The 18,096-nt window shown below is 61.7% G+C and carries 19 protein-coding genes; 9 read left to right on the forward strand and 10 right to left on the reverse strand.

Going from position 1 to position 18,096, the window contains the following annotated elements; all coding sequences use genetic code 11:
* Window positions 1-97 precede the first annotated feature (97 nt).
* The 4 genes from VR74_RS16055 to VR74_RS16070 all read left to right on the forward strand — a co-directional run bounded on the left by VR74_RS16055 (window position 98) and on the right by VR74_RS16070 (window position 4,028).
* Window positions 98-1,039, forward strand: a complete 942-nt coding sequence (locus VR74_RS16055; RefSeq protein WP_299950849.1) for an RnfABCDGE type electron transport complex subunit D — start codon at window positions 98-100, stop codon at window positions 1,037-1,039.
* Window positions 1,029-2,420 carry a DUF2330 domain-containing protein gene (locus tag VR74_RS16060; RefSeq protein ID WP_045698464.1) on the forward strand — a complete coding sequence of 464 codons (1,392 nt, stop codon included), beginning with the start codon at window positions 1,029-1,031 and terminating at the stop codon, window positions 2,418-2,420. The genes VR74_RS16055 and VR74_RS16060 overlap by 11 nt, the downstream gene beginning before the upstream one ends.
* A gap of 111 nt (window positions 2,421-2,531) precedes the next feature.
* Entirely contained in the window at window positions 2,532-3,149 is a 618-nt protein-coding gene (locus tag VR74_RS16065; protein ID WP_299950851.1) for a hypothetical protein, read from the forward strand.
* Window positions 3,150-3,407: 258 nt separating this feature from the next.
* Entirely contained in the window at window positions 3,408-4,028 is a 621-nt protein-coding gene (locus tag VR74_RS16070; RefSeq protein WP_299950853.1) for a hypothetical protein, read from the forward strand.
* Window positions 4,029-4,032: 4 nt separating this feature from the next.
* Here the strand turns inward: VR74_RS16070 and VR74_RS16075 are convergent, their stop codons facing one another.
* Genes VR74_RS16075 through VR74_RS16085 form a run of 3 tightly spaced genes read right to left on the reverse strand, consistent with a single transcriptional unit; the run spans window position 4,033 to window position 6,843 of the window.
* On the reverse strand, window positions 4,033-5,055 hold the full coding sequence (locus VR74_RS16075; protein ID WP_045698470.1) for a beta-eliminating lyase-related protein: 1,023 nt from the start codon (window positions 5,053-5,055) through the stop codon (window positions 4,033-4,035).
* 49 nt (window positions 5,056-5,104) lie between these two features.
* Window positions 5,105-5,857 carry an SDR family oxidoreductase gene (locus VR74_RS16080; protein WP_045698472.1) on the reverse strand — a complete coding sequence of 251 codons (753 nt, stop codon included), beginning with the start codon at window positions 5,855-5,857 and terminating at the stop codon, window positions 5,105-5,107.
* On the reverse strand, window positions 5,854-6,843 hold the full coding sequence (locus VR74_RS16085) for a calcium/sodium antiporter (RefSeq protein WP_045698474.1): 990 nt from the start codon (window positions 6,841-6,843) through the stop codon (window positions 5,854-5,856). Before VR74_RS16085 ends, VR74_RS16080 begins: the two co-directional genes overlap by 4 nt.
* A gap of 209 nt (window positions 6,844-7,052) precedes the next feature.
* Here VR74_RS16085 and VR74_RS16090 point away from each other — a divergent pair, with 209 nt between their 5' ends.
* Window positions 7,053-7,526, forward strand: a complete 474-nt coding sequence (locus tag VR74_RS16090; RefSeq protein ID WP_045698476.1) for an NUDIX domain-containing protein — start codon at window positions 7,053-7,055, stop codon at window positions 7,524-7,526.
* Here the strand turns inward: VR74_RS16090 and VR74_RS16095 are convergent.
* The 6 genes from VR74_RS16095 to VR74_RS16120 all read right to left on the reverse strand — a co-directional run bounded on the left by VR74_RS16095 (window position 7,502) and on the right by VR74_RS16120 (window position 13,707).
* On the reverse strand, window positions 7,502-8,260 hold the full coding sequence (locus VR74_RS16095; protein ID WP_299950855.1) for a murein L,D-transpeptidase family protein: 759 nt from the start codon (window positions 8,258-8,260) through the stop codon (window positions 7,502-7,504). The genes VR74_RS16090 and VR74_RS16095 overlap by 25 nt on opposite strands.
* Before the next feature lie 274 nt (window positions 8,261-8,534).
* Window positions 8,535-9,239, reverse strand: a complete 705-nt coding sequence (pgsA, locus tag VR74_RS16100; protein WP_299950856.1) for a CDP-diacylglycerol--glycerol-3-phosphate 3-phosphatidyltransferase — start codon at window positions 9,237-9,239, stop codon at window positions 8,535-8,537.
* A gap of 45 nt (window positions 9,240-9,284) precedes the next feature.
* Window positions 9,285-10,781: an inorganic phosphate transporter gene (locus VR74_RS16105; protein WP_045698478.1), complete on the reverse strand. Its 1,497-nt coding sequence runs from the start codon at window positions 10,779-10,781 to the stop codon at window positions 9,285-9,287.
* Window positions 10,782-10,911: 130 nt separating this feature from the next.
* Entirely contained in the window at window positions 10,912-11,385 is a 474-nt protein-coding gene (locus VR74_RS16110; protein WP_045698479.1) for an NUDIX hydrolase, read from the reverse strand.
* Between the two features lie 93 nt (window positions 11,386-11,478).
* Window positions 11,479-13,353, reverse strand: coding sequence for an excinuclease ABC subunit UvrC (gene uvrC, locus VR74_RS16115; protein WP_045698481.1), 1,875 nt, complete (start codon window positions 13,351-13,353; stop codon window positions 11,479-11,481).
* 39 nt (window positions 13,354-13,392) lie between these two features.
* A complete protein-coding gene (locus tag VR74_RS16120) occupies window positions 13,393-13,707 on the reverse strand; it encodes a hypothetical protein (RefSeq protein ID WP_045698482.1) in 315 nt (104 codons plus the stop codon).
* 271 nt (window positions 13,708-13,978) lie between these two features.
* Here VR74_RS16120 and VR74_RS16125 point away from each other — a divergent pair, with 271 nt between their 5' ends.
* The 3 genes from VR74_RS16125 (at window position 13,979) to VR74_RS16135 (ending at window position 16,388) form a co-directional block, all read left to right on the forward strand.
* A complete protein-coding gene (locus VR74_RS16125; RefSeq protein ID WP_045698484.1) occupies window positions 13,979-15,190 on the forward strand; it encodes a pyridoxal phosphate-dependent aminotransferase in 1,212 nt (403 codons plus the stop codon).
* 96 nt (window positions 15,191-15,286) lie between these two features.
* On the forward strand, window positions 15,287-15,751 hold the full coding sequence (locus VR74_RS16130) for a Dps family protein (protein ID WP_045698486.1): 465 nt from the start codon (window positions 15,287-15,289) through the stop codon (window positions 15,749-15,751).
* Between the two features lie 58 nt (window positions 15,752-15,809).
* Window positions 15,810-16,388, forward strand: a complete 579-nt coding sequence (locus VR74_RS16135) for a manganese efflux pump MntP family protein (protein WP_045698487.1) — start codon at window positions 15,810-15,812, stop codon at window positions 16,386-16,388.
* Window positions 16,389-16,595: 207 nt separating this feature from the next.
* On the opposite strand, the gene VR74_RS16140 is transcribed toward VR74_RS16135, so the two are convergent.
* Window positions 16,596-17,501 carry a LysR family transcriptional regulator gene (locus VR74_RS16140; RefSeq protein ID WP_045698489.1) on the reverse strand — a complete coding sequence of 302 codons (906 nt, stop codon included), beginning with the start codon at window positions 17,499-17,501 and terminating at the stop codon, window positions 16,596-16,598.
* A 112-nt stretch (window positions 17,502-17,613) separates the two neighbouring features.
* Between VR74_RS16140 and VR74_RS16145 the strand changes: the two genes are divergently transcribed.
* Entirely contained in the window at window positions 17,614-18,081 is a 468-nt protein-coding gene (locus tag VR74_RS16145) for an SAM-dependent methyltransferase (protein ID WP_045698491.1), read from the forward strand.
* Window positions 18,082-18,096: the final 15 nt, after the last annotated feature.

Consider the following 18,096-nt stretch of genomic DNA (forward strand, 5'->3'; position numbering starts at 1 on the left):
GTCTTGCCGCGCTCCGGCCTTCGGGTCCAGACATGACCGCCTGATCCTTACATGAACCTGCCGTAATGTGATCGCAATTAGCGTATGCTATGCTTGAATGGACGCACTGGCCCGCCTCCCTGTCGCCCTCTTCCGCCGGATCGATGCGGACCCGCGCCATTGGCAGATCATCGCCCTCTTCGGCCTCTTCTTCTTTTCGTACACGACCAGCAGCTTCGGCGCCGATCCGCGCGCGCTCGCCTTCTCCTTTTCCGGCGCGGTGCTCGCGCAGACAATCGGCACGGCCATCCTGAGCTTGCGCGCGGGCAAGGCCCTGCTTGACGGCTTTGAATGGAAATCCGCCATGATCACCACGATCGGGGTGACTGTCCTGCTGCGCGCCGCCGACCCGTGGATATGGTTTGCCGCCACTTTCACCGGCATCAGCATGAAATTCCTTATCCGCGTGAACCACAAGCATGTCTTCAATCCGGGCTGTATCGGCATCGTGTCCATGATGCTCCTGCTCGGGCGTGACGCCTGGGTCTCGCCCGGCCAGTGGGGCCAGATGCCCCTCATCGCCGGCTATGCCCTCGCCCTTGCCGCCCTCACCCTCTCCTCCGCGAAGCGCCTCGATATCGCCCTCGGCTTTCTCGGTACATTCGCTGCCATCCTGTTCGCCCGCGCCGCCTGGCTCGGCGACCCGATGGCCATCCCGCTCCACCAGCTCTCATCCGGCTCGCTGCTCATATTTGCCTTCTTCATGATCACCGACCCGCGTTCGACACCCGACAGCCGCCTCGGCCGCCTCCTCTTCGCCGTCTCAGTCGCCAGCCTCGCCGCATGGTTCATCATCGGGCCGAACCAGCGCGGCGCGCCGCTGATGGCGCTCGCCGCCCTCGCAGTCCTGACGCCCCTGATCGACCGCCTCATGCCTGCGCGCCGCTTTGAATGGCCGCGCGGCGCCCCGCCTGCCGATCCGGGCCTGCGGCAGCCTGCCATCACGCCTGTTTGGATGAACCCCTGGGGGACTAAGGAGACACGATCCCATGAAACTTAAGCACCTGTTTGCCGGCCTCGCCCTGCCGCTTGCCGGCCTCGCCTTCGCGGCCCCCGCCAGCGCCTTTTGCGGCTTCTACGTCGCCAAAGCCGACACCGACCTCTTCAACGACGCCTCCAAGGTCGTCCTCGCCCGCGACGGCGAGCGCACCGTCATCACCATGGCGTCGGACTTCCGCGGCGATGTCTCGGAATTCGCCATGGTCGTTCCCGTGGTCGACATTCCCCAGCGCGAGCAGATCAATGTCGCCAATCCGGCGCTTGTCGATCATCTCGACGCCTACACAGCCCCGCGCCTTGTCGAATACTATGACGAAGACCCCTGCGAGGCCGAACGCCGTTACGAGCAGATGCGCGAGATGGCAGATATGGCCGCGCCACCGATGGCTGGCGCCATGGAAGAAGCCGATGATTTCGGCGTCACGATCGAAGCCGAATACGAGGTTGGCGAATATGACATCCTCATCCTCTCGGCCGAGGAATCCGATGGCCTGATCACATGGCTGAACCGGAACGGCTACAGGATCCCTGACGGGGCCGAGGAAATCGTCAGCGCCTATCTCAAGCGCGGCATGAAATTCTTCGTCGCCAAGGTCAGCCTCGAACGTCATGACGGCTCGGCCATGCTGCGGCCGATCCAGGTGGCCTATGAAGACGAAGACTTCATGCTGCCGATCCGGCTCGGCACGGTGAACGCCGAAGGCAAACAGGAACTCTTCGTGTTCGCCCTGACACGTGAAGGCCGCGTCGAGACCAGCAATTACCGCACCGTGAAATTGCCGTCCGATATGGATGTGCCAATCTATGTGAAAGACGAGTTCGCAGACTTTTACAAAGCCATGTTCTCCCATCAGGTGGAGAAGGAAAGCGGCAAGGCCGTGTTCATGGAATACGCCTGGGACATGGCCTGGTGTGACCCCTGCGCTGCCGAACCGCTCAGCCAGTCCGAATTGCGCGAACTGGGTGTGATGTGGCTCGAAGAGGTTTCAGACAGCCCCACCCCGCGCGGCGGATTCGGCCCGGCCCCGGTCGATGTGTTCGTGACGCGCCTGCACCTGCGCTATGACGCGAAGACCTTTCCAGAGGACCTGACCTTCGAGATCACCGGCGACCGGGAAAACTATCAGGGTCGCTACGTCCTGCGTCACCCCTGGCGTGGCGACTACACATCGTGCAAGGCGGCAGGCGACTATGCCAACACGCTCGTCAAGCGATGGGACGAGGAAGCGATCTCGCTGGCCAGGCTCACCGGATGGGACGTGAACAAGATTCGGGGTAAAATGGCTGAAGGCGGTTTTTCAGCAAGTGCACTGAAAGGAGTCGAAATCGAGACACCCAGCCCACAAAAATCCTGGTGGGAACGTCTTTGGGGTAACGGCTGATCTGTAATATTCATTATAGGTTGCATGAAGATATAAATGCCGTAAGGATCGATTCGGGAACATGTCTTGATCGGGAGGGGGGAAACCTTCCAATTCACTCTGGAGTTGAAGATGCCGCGACCAGCAGGCGCTCGGAACCATGACTTTGAAGAGAAGCGCAACGCGCTCGTCGACGGGTTGATGCGTTTTGCCGTCACGGCTGAGCTGCGCCGGCCGTCCCTGCGCCAGTTCGCAATCGCGGTCGAGGCATCCGAACCTACCCTCCGCCACTATTTCAAGGATCGCCGCGGCGTTGTAGTTGCCATCCTGGAACGCATGGGCAAGCTCGGCCGGTCCATCCGCATGGACCTGGCATCTCCATCCGAGACCATCGCAAGCGCGGTGAAAAACTATTACCAGATTGCAGCACCGGGCACACAATTCGATCTCTATACACGTGCCCATGCATTCGGCCTGATCGAAGGGATCGCTGACGAAGCCACCGGCAAGGCCTATCTCAAATACATGCTGGAGCCGGCCCTGACAGTCATCGCCAGCAAACTGGCCAGCACAACCGGCGCGCCAAAATCTGCGCTGAAACTGCGTGCAGCATCCTTTGCCATCTTGTCTCCCCTGATCCTGATCGGAATTCACCAGACACTGCTCGGCGGAGCCGAAGAAGCACCGCTCGACAGCCGGGCAACTATCGGCCTGCTGCAAACCTGGCTCGGCGAAGCCATTTCCGAATAGACCGGGCATCCCGGTCCCCGGCAGGCCCCTGCCAAGACAGCGCGCAACCGATTCCGGGGCCGCCGCGCCATGCCATTCTCCCGAAGGAGTTGAGCCGATACGATCGGCGCGTCAAAGGCGGCACCGTCAAACAAGGCGACGGAAATTCACTCAATCTGCAATAAATATTATAGTTTGCCACACTTCCAAATGTTCGTATGAATGAATTGAGAATGGTTCTTGACTGGCGGAACCATCAGATTCACTTTGGAGTTGACGATGCCGCGACCGGTAGGGGCACGAAACCATGACTTTGAAATAAAGCGCGCAGCACTCATCGATTCGATGACTGGCTATGCGCTGGAAGCCGATCTCAGGCGTCCATCGCTGCGGCAGTTCGCGATCGCCGCAAAAGCCTCCGAGCCCACCCTTCGCCACTATTTCGATGATCGCCAGGGCATCGTTGAAGCCATTCTCGAGAACATGGGCGAACGCGGCAAATGGATATGGGAACTGGTTGCGCATCCGGCGACCAATCCGACCGAGGCAATTGAAGAATACTATCGCGTCGCAGATGCGGGCATGCGGTACGGCCACTTCACGCGCGCGCATGCCTTCGGACTGATTGAAGGCATTGCAGACGAGAATGCAGGCCGGACCTACCTGAAATTCCTTGTGGAACCCGGTCTCAAATCAATCATGGACAAACTGGAAGCCACGCCCAATGGCCCGGTTACGCTAGATGCCTTGCGCACGGCGGCCTTTGCCATCATGGCGCCACTGCTCTTCATATCGATTCACCAGAAACTGCTTGGCGGTGAAGCCGAATTCCCGATCGACACTCAGGCCACGATCCAGAACCTTCACACCTGGCTTGGCCGCGCGCTCACATCCAGCTGACCGGTCAGCCCATCGCGGTTTCGACTGCGGCAATCTCTTCATCGCGCGTCGCCCACGAACAGACGAAGCGGTGGCAATCGCCCGGCCACGGATAGAAGACCGCGCCTGCCGCAGACAGACGCTCGGCCAGGCCATCCGGCAAGCGCACGAACACTTCGTTGCCGTCAGGCTTGTAGGCGAGGTGGACGCCGGGTTGCGCGATCAGCGCTGCCGCCAGCCGCGTCGCCTTGGCGTTTGCCCGCCCGGCCAGGTCCAGCCACAGGCCGCCATCGAACATGGCTTCGGCCTGCGCAGCGAGGAAACGCATTTTCGGCGGCATATGACCGGATCGTTTGGCGCGCGCCTGAAGCTCACCCCATTTTTCACGCGCCTTGCCGAACAGGATAATGATCTCGCACCCCATGGCCCCGGTCTTGGTCAGGCCCAGTGTCAGCACGTTCACGCCCGCCTTCCATGTCATTTCAGCGGGCGTCGCACCTGTCTTGACCAGAGCATTCGCCAGACGGGCGCCATCAAGATGCACGGCCAGGCCACGACCATGGGCCAGCGCGGCGTAGCGATGGATCTCGTCTGCGCTATAGGCCAGCCCGCATTCTGACAGGTTGGTCAGTGAAAGGACCGTCGCCGGGGTCTCGTGAACAAAGCCGGGCTGGATCCTGGCGAGCGCCTCACGCAAGGCGCCCTCGTCAATCTTTGCGCCCTTCCCCGTCAGCAGGGACAGCTTTCCACCACCCGAAAAGAATTCCGGGGCGCCCCGTTCATCGCGCTCGATATGCGCTTCCTCATGGCAGAGGATGGAACCGGTCGGCGGGCAGAAGCATGACAGCGCCAAGGCGTTTGACGCCGTGCCGGATGCCGTCATCCAGAAATCGAAATCCTCGGTTTCAAACACGCGTTCCAGCTGAAGGCGCACGCGCCGGGTCACACTGTCAGCGCCATAGCTCGGCTCCGTTCCGGAATTCACGCGGGCCATCGCGGCAAGGATATTGGGATGGGCCGGCGCGGACGTGTCAGATGAAAAGTTCATGTGGCCTCTGAAGGTTCAACTCGGGATCAATGGGAACGGGTCTCGATAGTCAGACTAGCGTATCCGGCGTCTGCCACATGAGATGTTGGCCGCCATCCGAGGCAATCATCTGGCCGGTCACGCTGGACGCGCTGATCAGGTAGCGCAGCGCCTTCACGATCTCTTCCGGGCTCGAGCCTTGTTGCGTCAGCGTCGCCTTCTGCTCATCCGCGAACGCCTCCACGGACTGGTGAGCACTGCGCAGCGTCGGCCCCGGACCGATCGCATTCACCCTCACATTTGGCGCCAGTGCCTGGGCCAGTGTCCGGGTCGCCTGCCAGAGAGCGGCTTTCGACAGCGTGTAGGTGAAAAATTCCGGCGTCAGCTTCCAGACCCGCTGGTCAAGAAGATTGACCACAAGGCCGGGCTCGCCTGCCGGCAATTCATTGGCGAATTGCTGTGCCAGATGCACCGGTGCGCGCAGATTGATTTCCATATGCGTGTCCCAGTCACCGCGCGAATGGCTTTGGGCACTGTCCTGATCAAACGCCGAGGCCGAGTTGACCAGCAGGCTGACCGGCTGGCCGAACGCGGCGCACGCTACAGCTATCAGGCCCGCCGTCTCCGTTTCGCTGGCAAGGTCGGCCCGGACCAGTGCCGCACGGCCACCTGCCGCTTCGATTACCGCCCTGGTTGCCTCGGCACCCTCTTTCGAATGACGGTAGTGGACAATAACTGCCCAGCCATCCTGTCCCAGCGCCTCCGCCATCGCCTTGCCAAGACGCGCGCCCGCGCCTGTCACCAGGGCGACGCCGGGCGTCATGTTCCGGCCGGCTGGAACAGGCCCGAAATATCGAAGCCGTTGATCAGGCCGTAGATGTAAATGGCATAGATGAGGAGGAGCAGGATCCCGACCAGGCGCCCGATGCGGGCCCTCGTCAGAATGAGCACTCCGATGATCGCCGCCGCAAAGCCCATGACCCAGTGATCATATTTCACGAATTGCGGCGCGACCTCGATCGGCCCGAAGAAGGAAATGATCCCGCCGGCCCCGAGGATGTTGAACACGTTCGAGCCGAGGACATTGCCGATCGCCACATCGGCGCGCTTGCGCAGGGCCGCCGCAACACTGGCGCCGATTTCCGGCATGGATGTGCCGACGGCCAGCAATGTCAGGCCGATCCATTCCTGCGGTACATTGTAGAATTCCGCGACACCGACACCGCCTGCGATGATCAGCTGGGCCCCGAGGATCAGTCCGCCAATACCCAGCGGCACGTAAACCAGAGCGCGGCTGATGCTGAGATCCGGCGCATCTTCCAGAGAGACGCCCGGATCAATGCCGTGCGCCAGGGCCCGGCGGGCGGCGAGGAATGTATAGACGCAATATCCGAACAGGATCAGCACGAAGAAAATGCCGATACCGGCATGCAAGGGCATGATCGCGGTCAGGCCGATCCACAGGGCCGTTGCAAGCAGCATGGCGCCGAGCGCGCGTCCCTGCCCGCTTCCGCCTGCGACGAACGGATAGATCAATGCCGGAATGCCCAGCACGAGGAAGACATTGGCGATATTGGAGCCGACGATATTGCCAAGCGCGAGGCCTGCCCGGCCCTCGATGGCGGCGTCGAGCGACACAATCATTTCAGGCGCGGATGTGCCGAACCCGACAATGAATATGCCCGCGATCAGCGGCGAAACACCCAGGCGGCGCCCGACCGCCACCGCGCCATTCACCAGGAAATCGCCGGCGAAAGCCATGATGACAAGCCCCCCGATCAGGGCGGCAATCAGCGTAAGTTCTGGCATTTCGCCCCTGTGTCCCTAGTCGAGACGCTTGAATTCAATGAGATTCAGGATGCCGAAAACGAGCACGATCGTGCCGATGGCTATCAGGGAGGGATGGATCATTACACCGTCTCGCTTTGTTGTTCTTATGACTCAGTTTCAATTATGGCCCCGTCCTTAGCGCGCGTCGCGGCGATTGGCGAGCCTCATTCGACACGTTACGGTGCGCCATGCCCAGCCTTCGTACACGCCTGTTTCAGTCATATGCCCGGCTGCGCCGCCCGATGACACTCGGCGTCCGCGCCGCCGTCGAGAACGCTGCCGGACATGTCTTTCTCGTGCGTCATACCTACGTGAAGGGCTGGTATATGCCGGGCGGTGGCATCGAGCGTGGCGAGCCGGCCATTGAGGCGTTGCGCCGTGAACTCGTGGAGGAAGGCGGCATCAACCTGACCGGCACGCCACAGCTGGTGGGCGTCTATTCAAACCATCACGTCTTCCACAATGACCATGTCCTCCTCTACCGGATCGCACATGGCGCATGGGACGAAACGGCAGCGACGTCGTTCGGCGAAATCGCGGAAACAGCCTGGGTCGACCCGATGCACCCGCCTAAGGACGCAACGCCCGGAACCCGGCAACGACTGGCAGAAATCTATGGCGACGCCGGCGCCAGCCCCTACTGGGCCGCCAGAACCACGTAATCGCCCCGCCGCACTGATACATCGGGAACCCGGCCACTTGTCTCGAACGCGCTCCAGGCCGGCGCCAGGGCCTGCCAGAATTCCGCGTACTCGCTGGCCGCATGCAGCTGCAGGTTTTCCGGTGTCATCGGGAAAGGGAAAATGTGCACAGGCACAGACCCCTGCCCCCCTGTGAAGGCCGCCTGCATCAGGGTCCAGATCTCCTCAATGCCCGCATCGGTCATGGCAAAGCATCCGATCGAAACGCACGCCCCATGCACCATGAGGAAGCTGCCCGTGCGGTCGCGCGCGCGGTCATAGGCATTGGGAAAGCCCAGATTGAATGACAGGTGATAGGTGGAAGCCGGGTTCATGGCTGCAGGACCGACCGTATAGAACCCCTCCGGCGCCTGCCCGTCCCCCTCCTTCACCTTGGGTCCAGGCCTGCCGGAAACACTGCACACCGGCCATGTGCGGAACGCGCGGAAGGTCCCGTCTTCGGCGCCAACGAAGGCGGTCAGTTCCGCAGGCGCCTTGGTTATCCGCAGATAGACCGGCTGGCCGAGGGTGAGGCCTGCAGCCTTCATGTCCGTTTCAAGCGATGGCGCATTGCGCGCATAGGCGCCATCGGACCGCGGTGTTCGCGGCATTTCGTCGGCCCCGGCAAAGGCGAACAGGGCAGGAAGACAAAGAAACAGAAGCGCCGCCAGTATGAAGGCGAGAAACTTGATCTCGGAGGGCATACGCTTTTTCATCTGCCCAGCATTCCGGTCCGAATAAGGCCGATAGCGGGCTGAATGCTGACCGTGTAGCGAAATCTGCGCCTCAATCCTGCCTTGGGTGTTAACGCGCCATTAAGAGGCTCGGTTTAGGCTCGGCTGCATGGCTGGTTGCTTCCCCTCCCGGCCATGCGTGAATGACCCTATTGCAGGCAATCCGGACCTTCCCTTGTCCGGAACGCCAATCAGGCAAGTTGGACGTCGGCTTTCTTCCCCTTGGGCCGGCGTCCTTTTGCTTCTGCAATCGGCTTCAGCCCCGGGCCGCGCGGATATAGCGCCAGCCCGTCAGCAGCGACAGGGCCGCGGCCACCCACAACATGCCCACCAGAAGGAATGCGCCGATGCTGAAAAAGAGCGGCACTGATCCGGCGGCGTCAACGGCTATATCAGCCGGCGCAAAGGCCAGCGGCAGCATCAGGCCAATGATCGCCACCATTTCAAACCCGGTTTTCCATTTGGCGAGGTCCGACGGGTTCACCACGGCCTTGCCTGCGGACGTCGTGCGCAACCATGTCATGAAAACGTCCCGTGCAATGATTGCAGCAGCCGGCAGATAGATGAACCAGGTCTTGAACACCATTGCGAGGCCAAGCAGGGCGGCGCCAACCAGCAACTTGTCGGCAATCGGATCAAGCCATACGCCAAACCGGCTCTGCGCCTTCAGTTTCCGCGCAAGATAGCCATCGAGGAAATCAGTCAGCGCACCTGACAGGAACCCCAGCAGCGCAAACTGGTGCCAAAGCTGTTGCATGATGTTCTGGCGCAAGACCTCGTCAGCCACCGCGTCGTGTCCTGCCGCCGCAACGGACTGGCCGGCCAGTTCGGCGTTCCAGATTCCCCACAGGACAAGGCCCGCAAAAACACAGCGGGCGATCGTCAACGCATTGGGAATCCATTTGAAACTCATGGCGACCATGTGCCAGTGCTGGCGCACGGGGGCAATGGGGCATGGCATGGGGTGTTCGCTCAGCGCCGCTGGAAACCCGGGCCATTTCGCATGTCAGCCCTGGCTGAAAGTCCGGAACACCAGGAAGATTGCCGCAGAGAGCCCGCCTGCAGCAGGCACGGTCACCAGCCAGGCCGCGATAATCGTCATGAAGTGATGGCGGCGCACGAGGCGGCGGTAGCGCGGCTGATCATTGCTTGGCGCAGATTCGCGATCCGGATTGCGCGGATTGCGCGCCATATAATCGCGGCGGCGCCTGGAATTGGCCGTGTACCATTCCCGGAAAAAGCCGACGCCGAACACCGCACCAACGGCAATATGCGTCGAACTGACGGGCAGTCCGAGGGCCGAAGCGACGATCACGGTGATGGCGGCCGACAGCGCCACACAGAATGCACGCATCGGATTCAGCTTGGTGATCTGGTCACCCACCATGCGGATCAGCTTGGGGCCAAACATGATGAGGCCGAACGAAATGCCCAGCGCGCCGATCGCCATCACCCAGAGCGGGATACCCACTTTGGCCGCCACTGCGCCCGATTGCGCGGTCGACACGATGGCCGCAAGCGGGCCGATGGCATTGGCAACGTCATTGGCACCGTGCGCAAAAGACAAAAGCGCCGCAGAGAAGATCAGCGGCAGCTTGAACAGATCCCGCAGGGACTTGTTGCGGTTTTCCATGCCTTCCGACTGGCGCTTGATCAGGGGGCTCGATACCAGCCATGCCAGCACCGCCATGGCCAGGCCTATCAGGCCTGCCTGCTGCAGGTTAATGTCCATGATGTGTTTCAGGCCCTTGGTCGCCAGATAGGTCGCGAAGGCCCCCGTCATGATGGCGACCAGCAGCGGCACCCAGCGCCGGGCTGCGGCAATCTTGTCGTCCTGGTAGATGATCGCGGTCTTGATGAAAGCCAGGAAACCGGCGGCAATGATGCCGCCGAGAATTGGAGAGATCACCCAGCTGGCCGCAATCTGGCTCATGGTCGGCCAGTTGACGGCGGCAAAGCCGGCAGCGGCGATCCCTGCCCCCGCCACGCCACCGACGATGGAGTGCGTGGTCGATACGGGCGCGCCGACAATCGTCGCAAGATTGATCCACAGCGCGGCGGCGATCAGCGCCGACATCATCAACAGGATGAAGGTTCCGGAATCAGACAGGCCCGATGGATCAATGATCCCTTTCGACACCGTGCCGACCACGTCACCGCCCGCGATCAGCGCGCCGGCGCTTTCGCACACGGCCGCGATGGCCAGTGCCCCCACCATCGACAGGGCCTTCGACCCCACAGCCGGGGCCACATTGTTCGCCACATCATTGGCGCCGATATTCAGTGCCATATAGGCGCCGATCGCGGCGGCAATCACGATGATAAAGGATTCGGGCGCACTGCCTGTCACGGTCGTCGCGAACACGGCACATACTGCAATGAAGACCAGCGCCAGGCCAGGCATCAGCAGCGAGCGGGAGAGTGATTGCGATGCCTGTTCGATCTGACCGACCTTCGAAAGGTCCTTGTCGAGGGTCGGTTTCATTCCGCTGGATTGAGGCATGTTCCTGCTGTTCCCGTCTTCCGTTGCCGCGATGAGCCGGGCGTTAGCACGGCTTTTCGCGGCATGACAGGATTCGCGTCTCTATTTTGGGATGCTCAGCTGTATTTATGTGTCGATTCTTGCGCACCCGTCAGGGCGCGAACTTCCGCAGCAAGGCACTCAGTTCCGGTGCCCGGACCCTGCTTGCCGCCTCGTCAGGCGAAAACCATCCGAGTTCGCGCTCGCCCGATTCGGGGTAATCCGGTGCGAGCTCTCTGACTTCCAGTGCGTAAACGGTCGCCTCGCATTCCATCCGCACGCCGCAGCCAATTGCCTTGTCATAGTGGAACCGCCCGACCGGCTCGGCCTGCAGTCTTCCGCGCGCGCCAGCCTCCTCATAGGCTTCGACTGCGGCCATGTCAGGGTCAGGCCTGCCGATCTCTGGCCAGCCCTTCGGCACCATCCATTGACCGCTTCCCCGGGTCGTCACCAGCAGGACCTCATGCCCCTCTCCCGCACGGCGCCAGCATAGCGCAGCCACCTGATGCGCGCAGGGCGGACGCAGCCATGCGCCCGTCACAAAGTCGGAAACTTCTCGTTTTAGACTGTTTATTGTATCTTTCATGACATTATCGTGACGGAGTTTGCTGCACGCGGCAATAGCAGGCATGCATCATTACTCGCTTGTAAGGCGAGTATCCAGGGCAGCCCGCCTGCATCAACCGCTGTGGAAATGCCCGTATATGCGCTCCGCCAGGGACTCGTTGACGCCCTCGACCGCCATCAGGTCGGCGACCTTGGCGCGCGAGACGCCCCGTGCCGATCCGAAATACTGGAGCAATGCCTTCTTCCGGGCCGGCCCGATCCCTTCGATCTCGTCGAGCGGAGAGCGGACAATGTCGGCTGACCGCCTGGCCCGGTGTGCGCCAATCGCCCATCGGTGCGCTTCATCCCTCAGGCGCTGGAGATAATAAAGGACAGGCGCCGTCTCCGGCAGTTTGAACGGCGCGCGGCCTGGCCGGAAGAATTGCTCACGTCCGGCATTGCGGTCCACACCCTTGGCAATCGAGACCAGGTTCACATCCTCCGGGCCAAGGCCAAGGTCCGCCAGCGCCTCCAGAACGGCATTCAACTGTCCCAGCCCGCCATCAATGAGAACCAGGTCCGGCCAGTTGCGGTCATTGCCGACCGCCTTCTCTTTCAGGCCCCGTGCAAACCGGCGCCGCATCACTTCGCGCATCATGCCGTAATCATCACCCGGTTCGATGGTCAGATCCTTGATGTTGAACTTGCGATAGGCGGTCTTGATGAACCCGTCCGGTCCGGCCACCACCATGCCGCCCACGGCATTTGTGCCCTGTATGTGCGAGTTGTCGTAGATCTCGATGCGCTGCGGCGGCGCGTCCAGTTCGAACACTTTGGCCACCTCGTCGAGCAGCCGCGTCTGGCTTGCCGTCTCGGCCAGCTTGCGCGTCACTGCCTCGGTCGCATTGCGTTCGGCCTGGGTGACAAGGTCCCGCTTCGATCCGCGTTCAGGCCTGCGTATCTCGATCCGCCGGTCCACTTTCAGTTCCAGCGCCTCGCCGATCAGGCGCGCCTGTTCGGGCATCTCGTTGACGAGGATCAGTTTAGGCGGCGGGCGCTTGTCATAGAATTGTACCAGAAAGGCCGCGAGCACTTCCTCCACCGTCTGGTCACTGTCATGGCGCGGATAATGCGCCGTCGCGCCCCAGTTCTGCCCGGCCCGGATGAAGAACACCTGCACGCAGGAAACGCCCCCCTCCATCGCAATGGCGAATATGTCCGCCTCTTCCAGCCCGTCCGGGTTCACGTCCTGCGTCGCGCGCACATGCGCCAGCGCGCGGATCCGGTCGCGCAGCCGCGCCGCTGTCTCGAATTCCATCGCCTCGGCCGCGGCGTCCATCTCGGTGGCCAGCCGCTTTTGCAGGTCGGCCCCCTTCCCGCGCAGGAAATCGGCCGCCTCATCGGCCAGTTCGGTATAATCCTCCGTCGAGATCAGCCCCACGCATGGCGCCGAACAGCGCTTGATCTGGTGCAGCATGCAGGGCCTTGTGCGCGCATTGAATACGCTGTCCTCGCATGTGCGCAGCAGGAAAGCCTTCTGCAGCGTGTCCAGTGTCTGCATCACCGCCCCGGCGCTGGCGAACGGGCCGAAATAATCGCCCTCATTGTGCTTGGCGCCGCGATATTTCTTGATCTGCGGCGCCGGATGATTTCGCCGGATCAGGATATAGGGAAACGACTTGTCGTCGCGCAGCAGCACGTTGAAGCGCGGCTTCAGGCTCTTGATCAGGCTCGCTTCCAGCAGCAGCGCCTCGGTCTCGCTTTCGGTGACGACGAATTCCATTCGCCGCGTCATCGAGATCATCCGCGCGATGCGCTGCGTATGCCCGCCAAGGCGCGTATAGTTTGACACCCGCGCCTTCAGGTCACGTGCCTTGCCAACATACAGCACCTCGCCCCCATCGCCGAACATGCGATAGACACCGGGGCGGCCGGGCAGCCGTCTCAGATTGTCCTTGATGACATCCACGCCGCGAAGCGTGGGTGCGCCATTGTCCTGCGATTCCATGGTTCCACAGATAGCGCCTGCGTGCCCGGCTTGCGAGACCTAGAACAGCTTCCGCAGCAGAAGGTCGACATTCAGGCTGGAATCAAAGGCCATCCCGATGCCGAACGCGAAGATCATGACGATGATCAGGGCATAGGTGAATTGCGGTCCGGATTTGGTTTCGCGCCGGGGCTGCCGCCGCGGCCGCACCATCAGGCACATCAGGATCAGGATGAACACGCAGAGGCCGGCGATACGCTCGGCATCGCTGAGACGAGAGGTCCAGATCGAGAAGTCGTGCGCGCCGTGGCGCGCCTGGCTGACGATTAGGTTCCAGATCTTGTCGATCGGAATGACGTCGGACGAAGCGACCATGGCCTCATTGCTTTCCTTCAAGTCGCGCGCGGACGCGAAAGACCCGTGCGTGACATTGGATAATCGCACTCTTGGTTGAAAACCTGATAAACATATCCGGTAAAATTGATCCAATTGGCAAAATTACACAGCAATGTCGGCTCACGAGGCAAGGCCCTGCGTCTCGCCGCCGCATCACGCCGTATTGGGGAAAAGCTTGCCCCGAAGTCCCACGCAGACTATGGCCAAGCGACCCAGGAAATCTCCATCGCCACGACGGGAAACATAGAGAATGTCCGCAGATATCCGCCTCAGCGACGCGCTGGACCGCGTCAAGCCATCGGCCACGATCGCTGTTACGACCAAGTCAGCGGAGCTCAAGCGCGCCGGCCATGACGTCATCGGCCTCGGCGCCGGCGAACCCGATTTCGACACGCCGGACAATATCAAGGACGCCGCCATCAGGGCCATCCACGAAGGCAAGACCAAGTACACGCCAGCCGATGGCATCCCGGAACTGAAGGAGGCGATCTGCGCAAAGTTCGCCCGCGAGAACGGCCTGACCTACAAGCCCGCCCAGGTGCATGTCGCCCCGGGCGGCAAGCCGGTCATCTATAACGCACTTGTCGCCACCCTGAATCCCGGCGACGAAGTGATCGTGCCTGCGCCATATTGGGTGTCTTATCCCGAAATGGTCCTGATGGCCGGTGGCGAGCCCGTTATCGCGCCGTGCGGCCCGAACACGCAGTACAAGCTGACACCGGACGCGCTCGAAGCCGTGATCACGCCGCGCACCAAGTGGATCATTCTCAACTCGCCGTCCAACCCCACAGGCGCCGCTTATACCAAGGCGGAACTGCGCGGCCTCGCCGACGTCCTGCTACGCCATCCGCATGTCTGGATCCTGACGGACGATATGTACGAGCACCTCGTCTATGATGACTTTGAGTACTGGACCATCGCCCAGGTCGAACCTGCCCTCTATGACCGCACGCTGACCATGAACGGCGTGTCCAAGGCCTATGCCATGACCGGCTGGCGCATCGGCTATGCGGCCGGTCCGGAGAAACTGATCAAGGCGATGGGGAAGGTGATCAGCCAGACGACATCCAACCCCTGCTCGATCAGCCAGTATGCGGCGGTTGAAGCGCTGAATGGCCCGCAGGAATTCATGGCCGAGCGCCGCGCCGTCTACCAGCAGCGCCGCGACATGGTGGTCGCGGGCCTCAACAAATGCGCGGGCCTGCACTGCCCCACGCCCGAAGGCGCTTTCTATGTCTATCCTTCCTGCGCCGGCGTCATCGGCAAGACAGCCCCCTCCGGCAATGTGATCAGGACGGACGAGGATTTCGCCACGGAACTGCTCGAAACGGAAAAAGTCGCCGTCGTGTTCGGCGCGGCCTTCGGCATGTCCCCGGCCTTCCGCATCTCCTATGCGACATCGACCGAAGCCCTGAGCGAAGCGCTTACGCGAATTCAGCGTTTCTGCGCCGCCCTGACATAGATTTTTTCTATATCTTTATAACGGCGTATCGATTGGCGCAGGCTGGATCGAATACCCACCTGTTGCGTATAAGAACCAGGCTAACAGGAGAAAATCATGCCCATCGATATCGGACTGAACGACAAGGCCCGTCAATCCTCGGCTCAGGCGCTGCGTGTCCTGCTCGGCGAGACCTATGCGCTCTATGTCAAGACGCACGGCTACCACTGGAACGTGACCGGACCGCGCTTCAACTCGCTGCACGCGATGTTCATGACCCAGTATACTGAGCTCTGGACTGCGCTGGACGAGATCGCCGAGCGTATCCGCGCCCTTGGCCATTTCGCCCCCGGCTCATCCTCCGAAATGCTCGAGGAAGCCACGATCAAGCCGGATAATGGCGTGCCGGATGCCGAAGCGATGCTGTCCAATCTCGTCAAAGGTCATGAAGCGATCAGCCGTGCTGCCAAGGTCGGCCTCAAGGTGGCCGAGGAAAACAATGATATCGTCACTGTCGACCTGATGACGCGCCGCGCCGACATTTCGGAGAAAACCGCCTGGATGCTGCGGGCCAACCTCTAGCGAAATGCCATAATCTGTGACATCGCAGGGTGGTTCCGAATGAGGCGACCACTCCGCAATGCATCCCGTTCTCACGCTCGCGCTCATCTGTCTCGCCCTGTCGACAGACGCCTTTGCGGCTGCCCTTGCGCGCGGCGCACAGCAACGCACGCATGACGCCGCACAGGCAATCCGCGTCGGGTCCGTTTTCGGGCTCAGCGAAGGGCTCATGTTCCTTCTCGGCTGGGGGCTGGCCCAGAGCGTCGCCGTCCATGCCCAGGCGTTCGATCACTGGATAGCGCTCGTCCTGCTGGCAGCCATCGGCGTGCTCATGGTGCGCGAAGGGCTGCGAAACGAACCGGATGAAGCCGCCACGGGTCACCCCTCCCCCGCCCGCCGCACCGCACTCGGTACCGTGCTGACGGCCGTCGGCACCAGCATCGACGCCGCAGCCATCGGCGTGGCCATGGCGCTGGCAGGAACGAGCGCCTGGCTCGCGCTGGGCATCGGCCTGACCAGTTTCATGATGAGCGCGATCGGCTATCTGATCGGCCCGGCGCTCGGCGTGCGATTCGGACAGCGCGCCGAAATCGGCGGCGGCCTCGTGCTGATCCTCATCGGCCTGTCGATCTTCTACAGTCACATGACCGGCGGGTGATCGTCAGGCAAAAAAAACCCGGCTGCGAATGAACGCGCCGGGTTTCAAGTATCGGGCCCCGAAGGGGGGAGGAAACGCCCAATCGGAGGAAGATTGGGTAATGCCCGGGGCCCTTGGCATACAGGCTAAATAGGCATTGCAGGCACAGATGCAAGCCGCAGGTCCGCAGTCCAAATATGCAAAAATGCAATTCAACAAATGTTCACATTAGCTTTGATGCATGGAAGGCCGCCGCAGCGGCTCCGTTTCCGCAGTCACGAAGTCGCGGAAGGCCGCCACGCGCTTGGATCGGCGCAGGTCGCTGGGATACACAAAATAGAGATCGAAAATCGGTCCGATATGGTCCGGCAGCACCTTGACCAGCCGTGGCATCGCGCTCGCCATATAGTCCGGCACATCGGCAATGCCGAGCCCGGCGTCCACGGCGCGCAGCATGGCGAAAACATTGTTCAGCTTCAGTGAAGCAGGGCGCGGCGGGCTGTCATCCCGGCCGACGCGGCAGGCAAAGCTCATTACTTTGAGCAGCGAGCTTTCGTCGCCATAGGCGATGATGCGGTGATTATCGAGATCCTGCGGCGTACGCGGCACCCCCTTTTCCTTCAGGTATTCCGGCGCCGCATACAGGCTGGTCGCCACCGTGCCGAGCTTGCGCTGGATCAGGTCGGCCTTGTCAGCCGCCTCCAGCCGGATCGCGCACTCGGCTTCCAGCTTGAGAAGGTCATAGTCCTTGTCCTCGAGACGCAGGTCGAGATGCAGGTCCGGATGCCGGCGCGAGAAGCCGCCAAGGCGCGGCACCAGCCAGGTGGAACCGAAGGCGATCGGGGCAGAGACGATCAGTTCGCCCTGCGGCGTGTCCTGCTGATCCTTCAGCGCCGCACCTGCCGACGCCGCCGCTGCAGCCATTTCCATGGTCGAGCGGTAGAGCGTGTGTCCGCTGTCGGTCATGACCAGTCCGCGCGCATGGCGCTGGAACAGCGACACGCCCAGCTGCTCCTCCAGCGCGGCAATCTGGCGCGACACAGCCGACTGGGAAATCCCGAGGCGCTCGCCCGCAGATGTCAGGCTGCCTGCTTCGGCGGCCGCGTGAAAAGATCTAAGCTTACCCCAATCCATGGGGAGGGTTTGTGACGCCACTTTAACGCTGCGGCAAGTGGAGATTCGAGCGACTCGCAGAAATCGGGCATTCCCGTTAGGGTAGTCAATCTTCTGTCCGCAAGGAGACTGCATGCGCGACCCGTTCCTGATGAGGCCCATTGGCACTGTCCGGTGTACCCGTTCCGAGGCAAGTGACGATGACTGGGACGCCGAGTTGGCCCGAATCGAACTCGACACGACAGTGTTCGGCGATGAAGCCTTGATGGGCATGGACAGCTTCTCCCACGCGGAAGTCATTTTCCTTTTCGACCGGGTGCCCGATGCAAAGATCGTCACGGGCGCGCGCTACCCTCGCGGGCAGACCGATTGGCCGAAGATCGGCATCTTCGCCCAGCGTGGTAAGAACCGCCCCAATCGCCTCGGTGCGACGATCTGCGAAATACGCGCGGTCGAAGGCACCGTGCTGCATCTGAAGGGTCTAGACGCGATTGATGGCACACCGGTACTCGACATCAAACCCGTGATGTCCGGCTTCCAGCCGCGCGGAGACCTGCGCGAACCGGGCTGGGCGAAGGCGATCATGGAAGCCTATTGGTAGCCGGCCGCGGAAACC

It is taken from the genome of Hyphomonas sp. BRH_c22 (assembly GCF_000961795.1).
Taxonomy (GTDB): domain Bacteria; phylum Pseudomonadota; class Alphaproteobacteria; order Caulobacterales; family Hyphomonadaceae; genus Hyphomonas.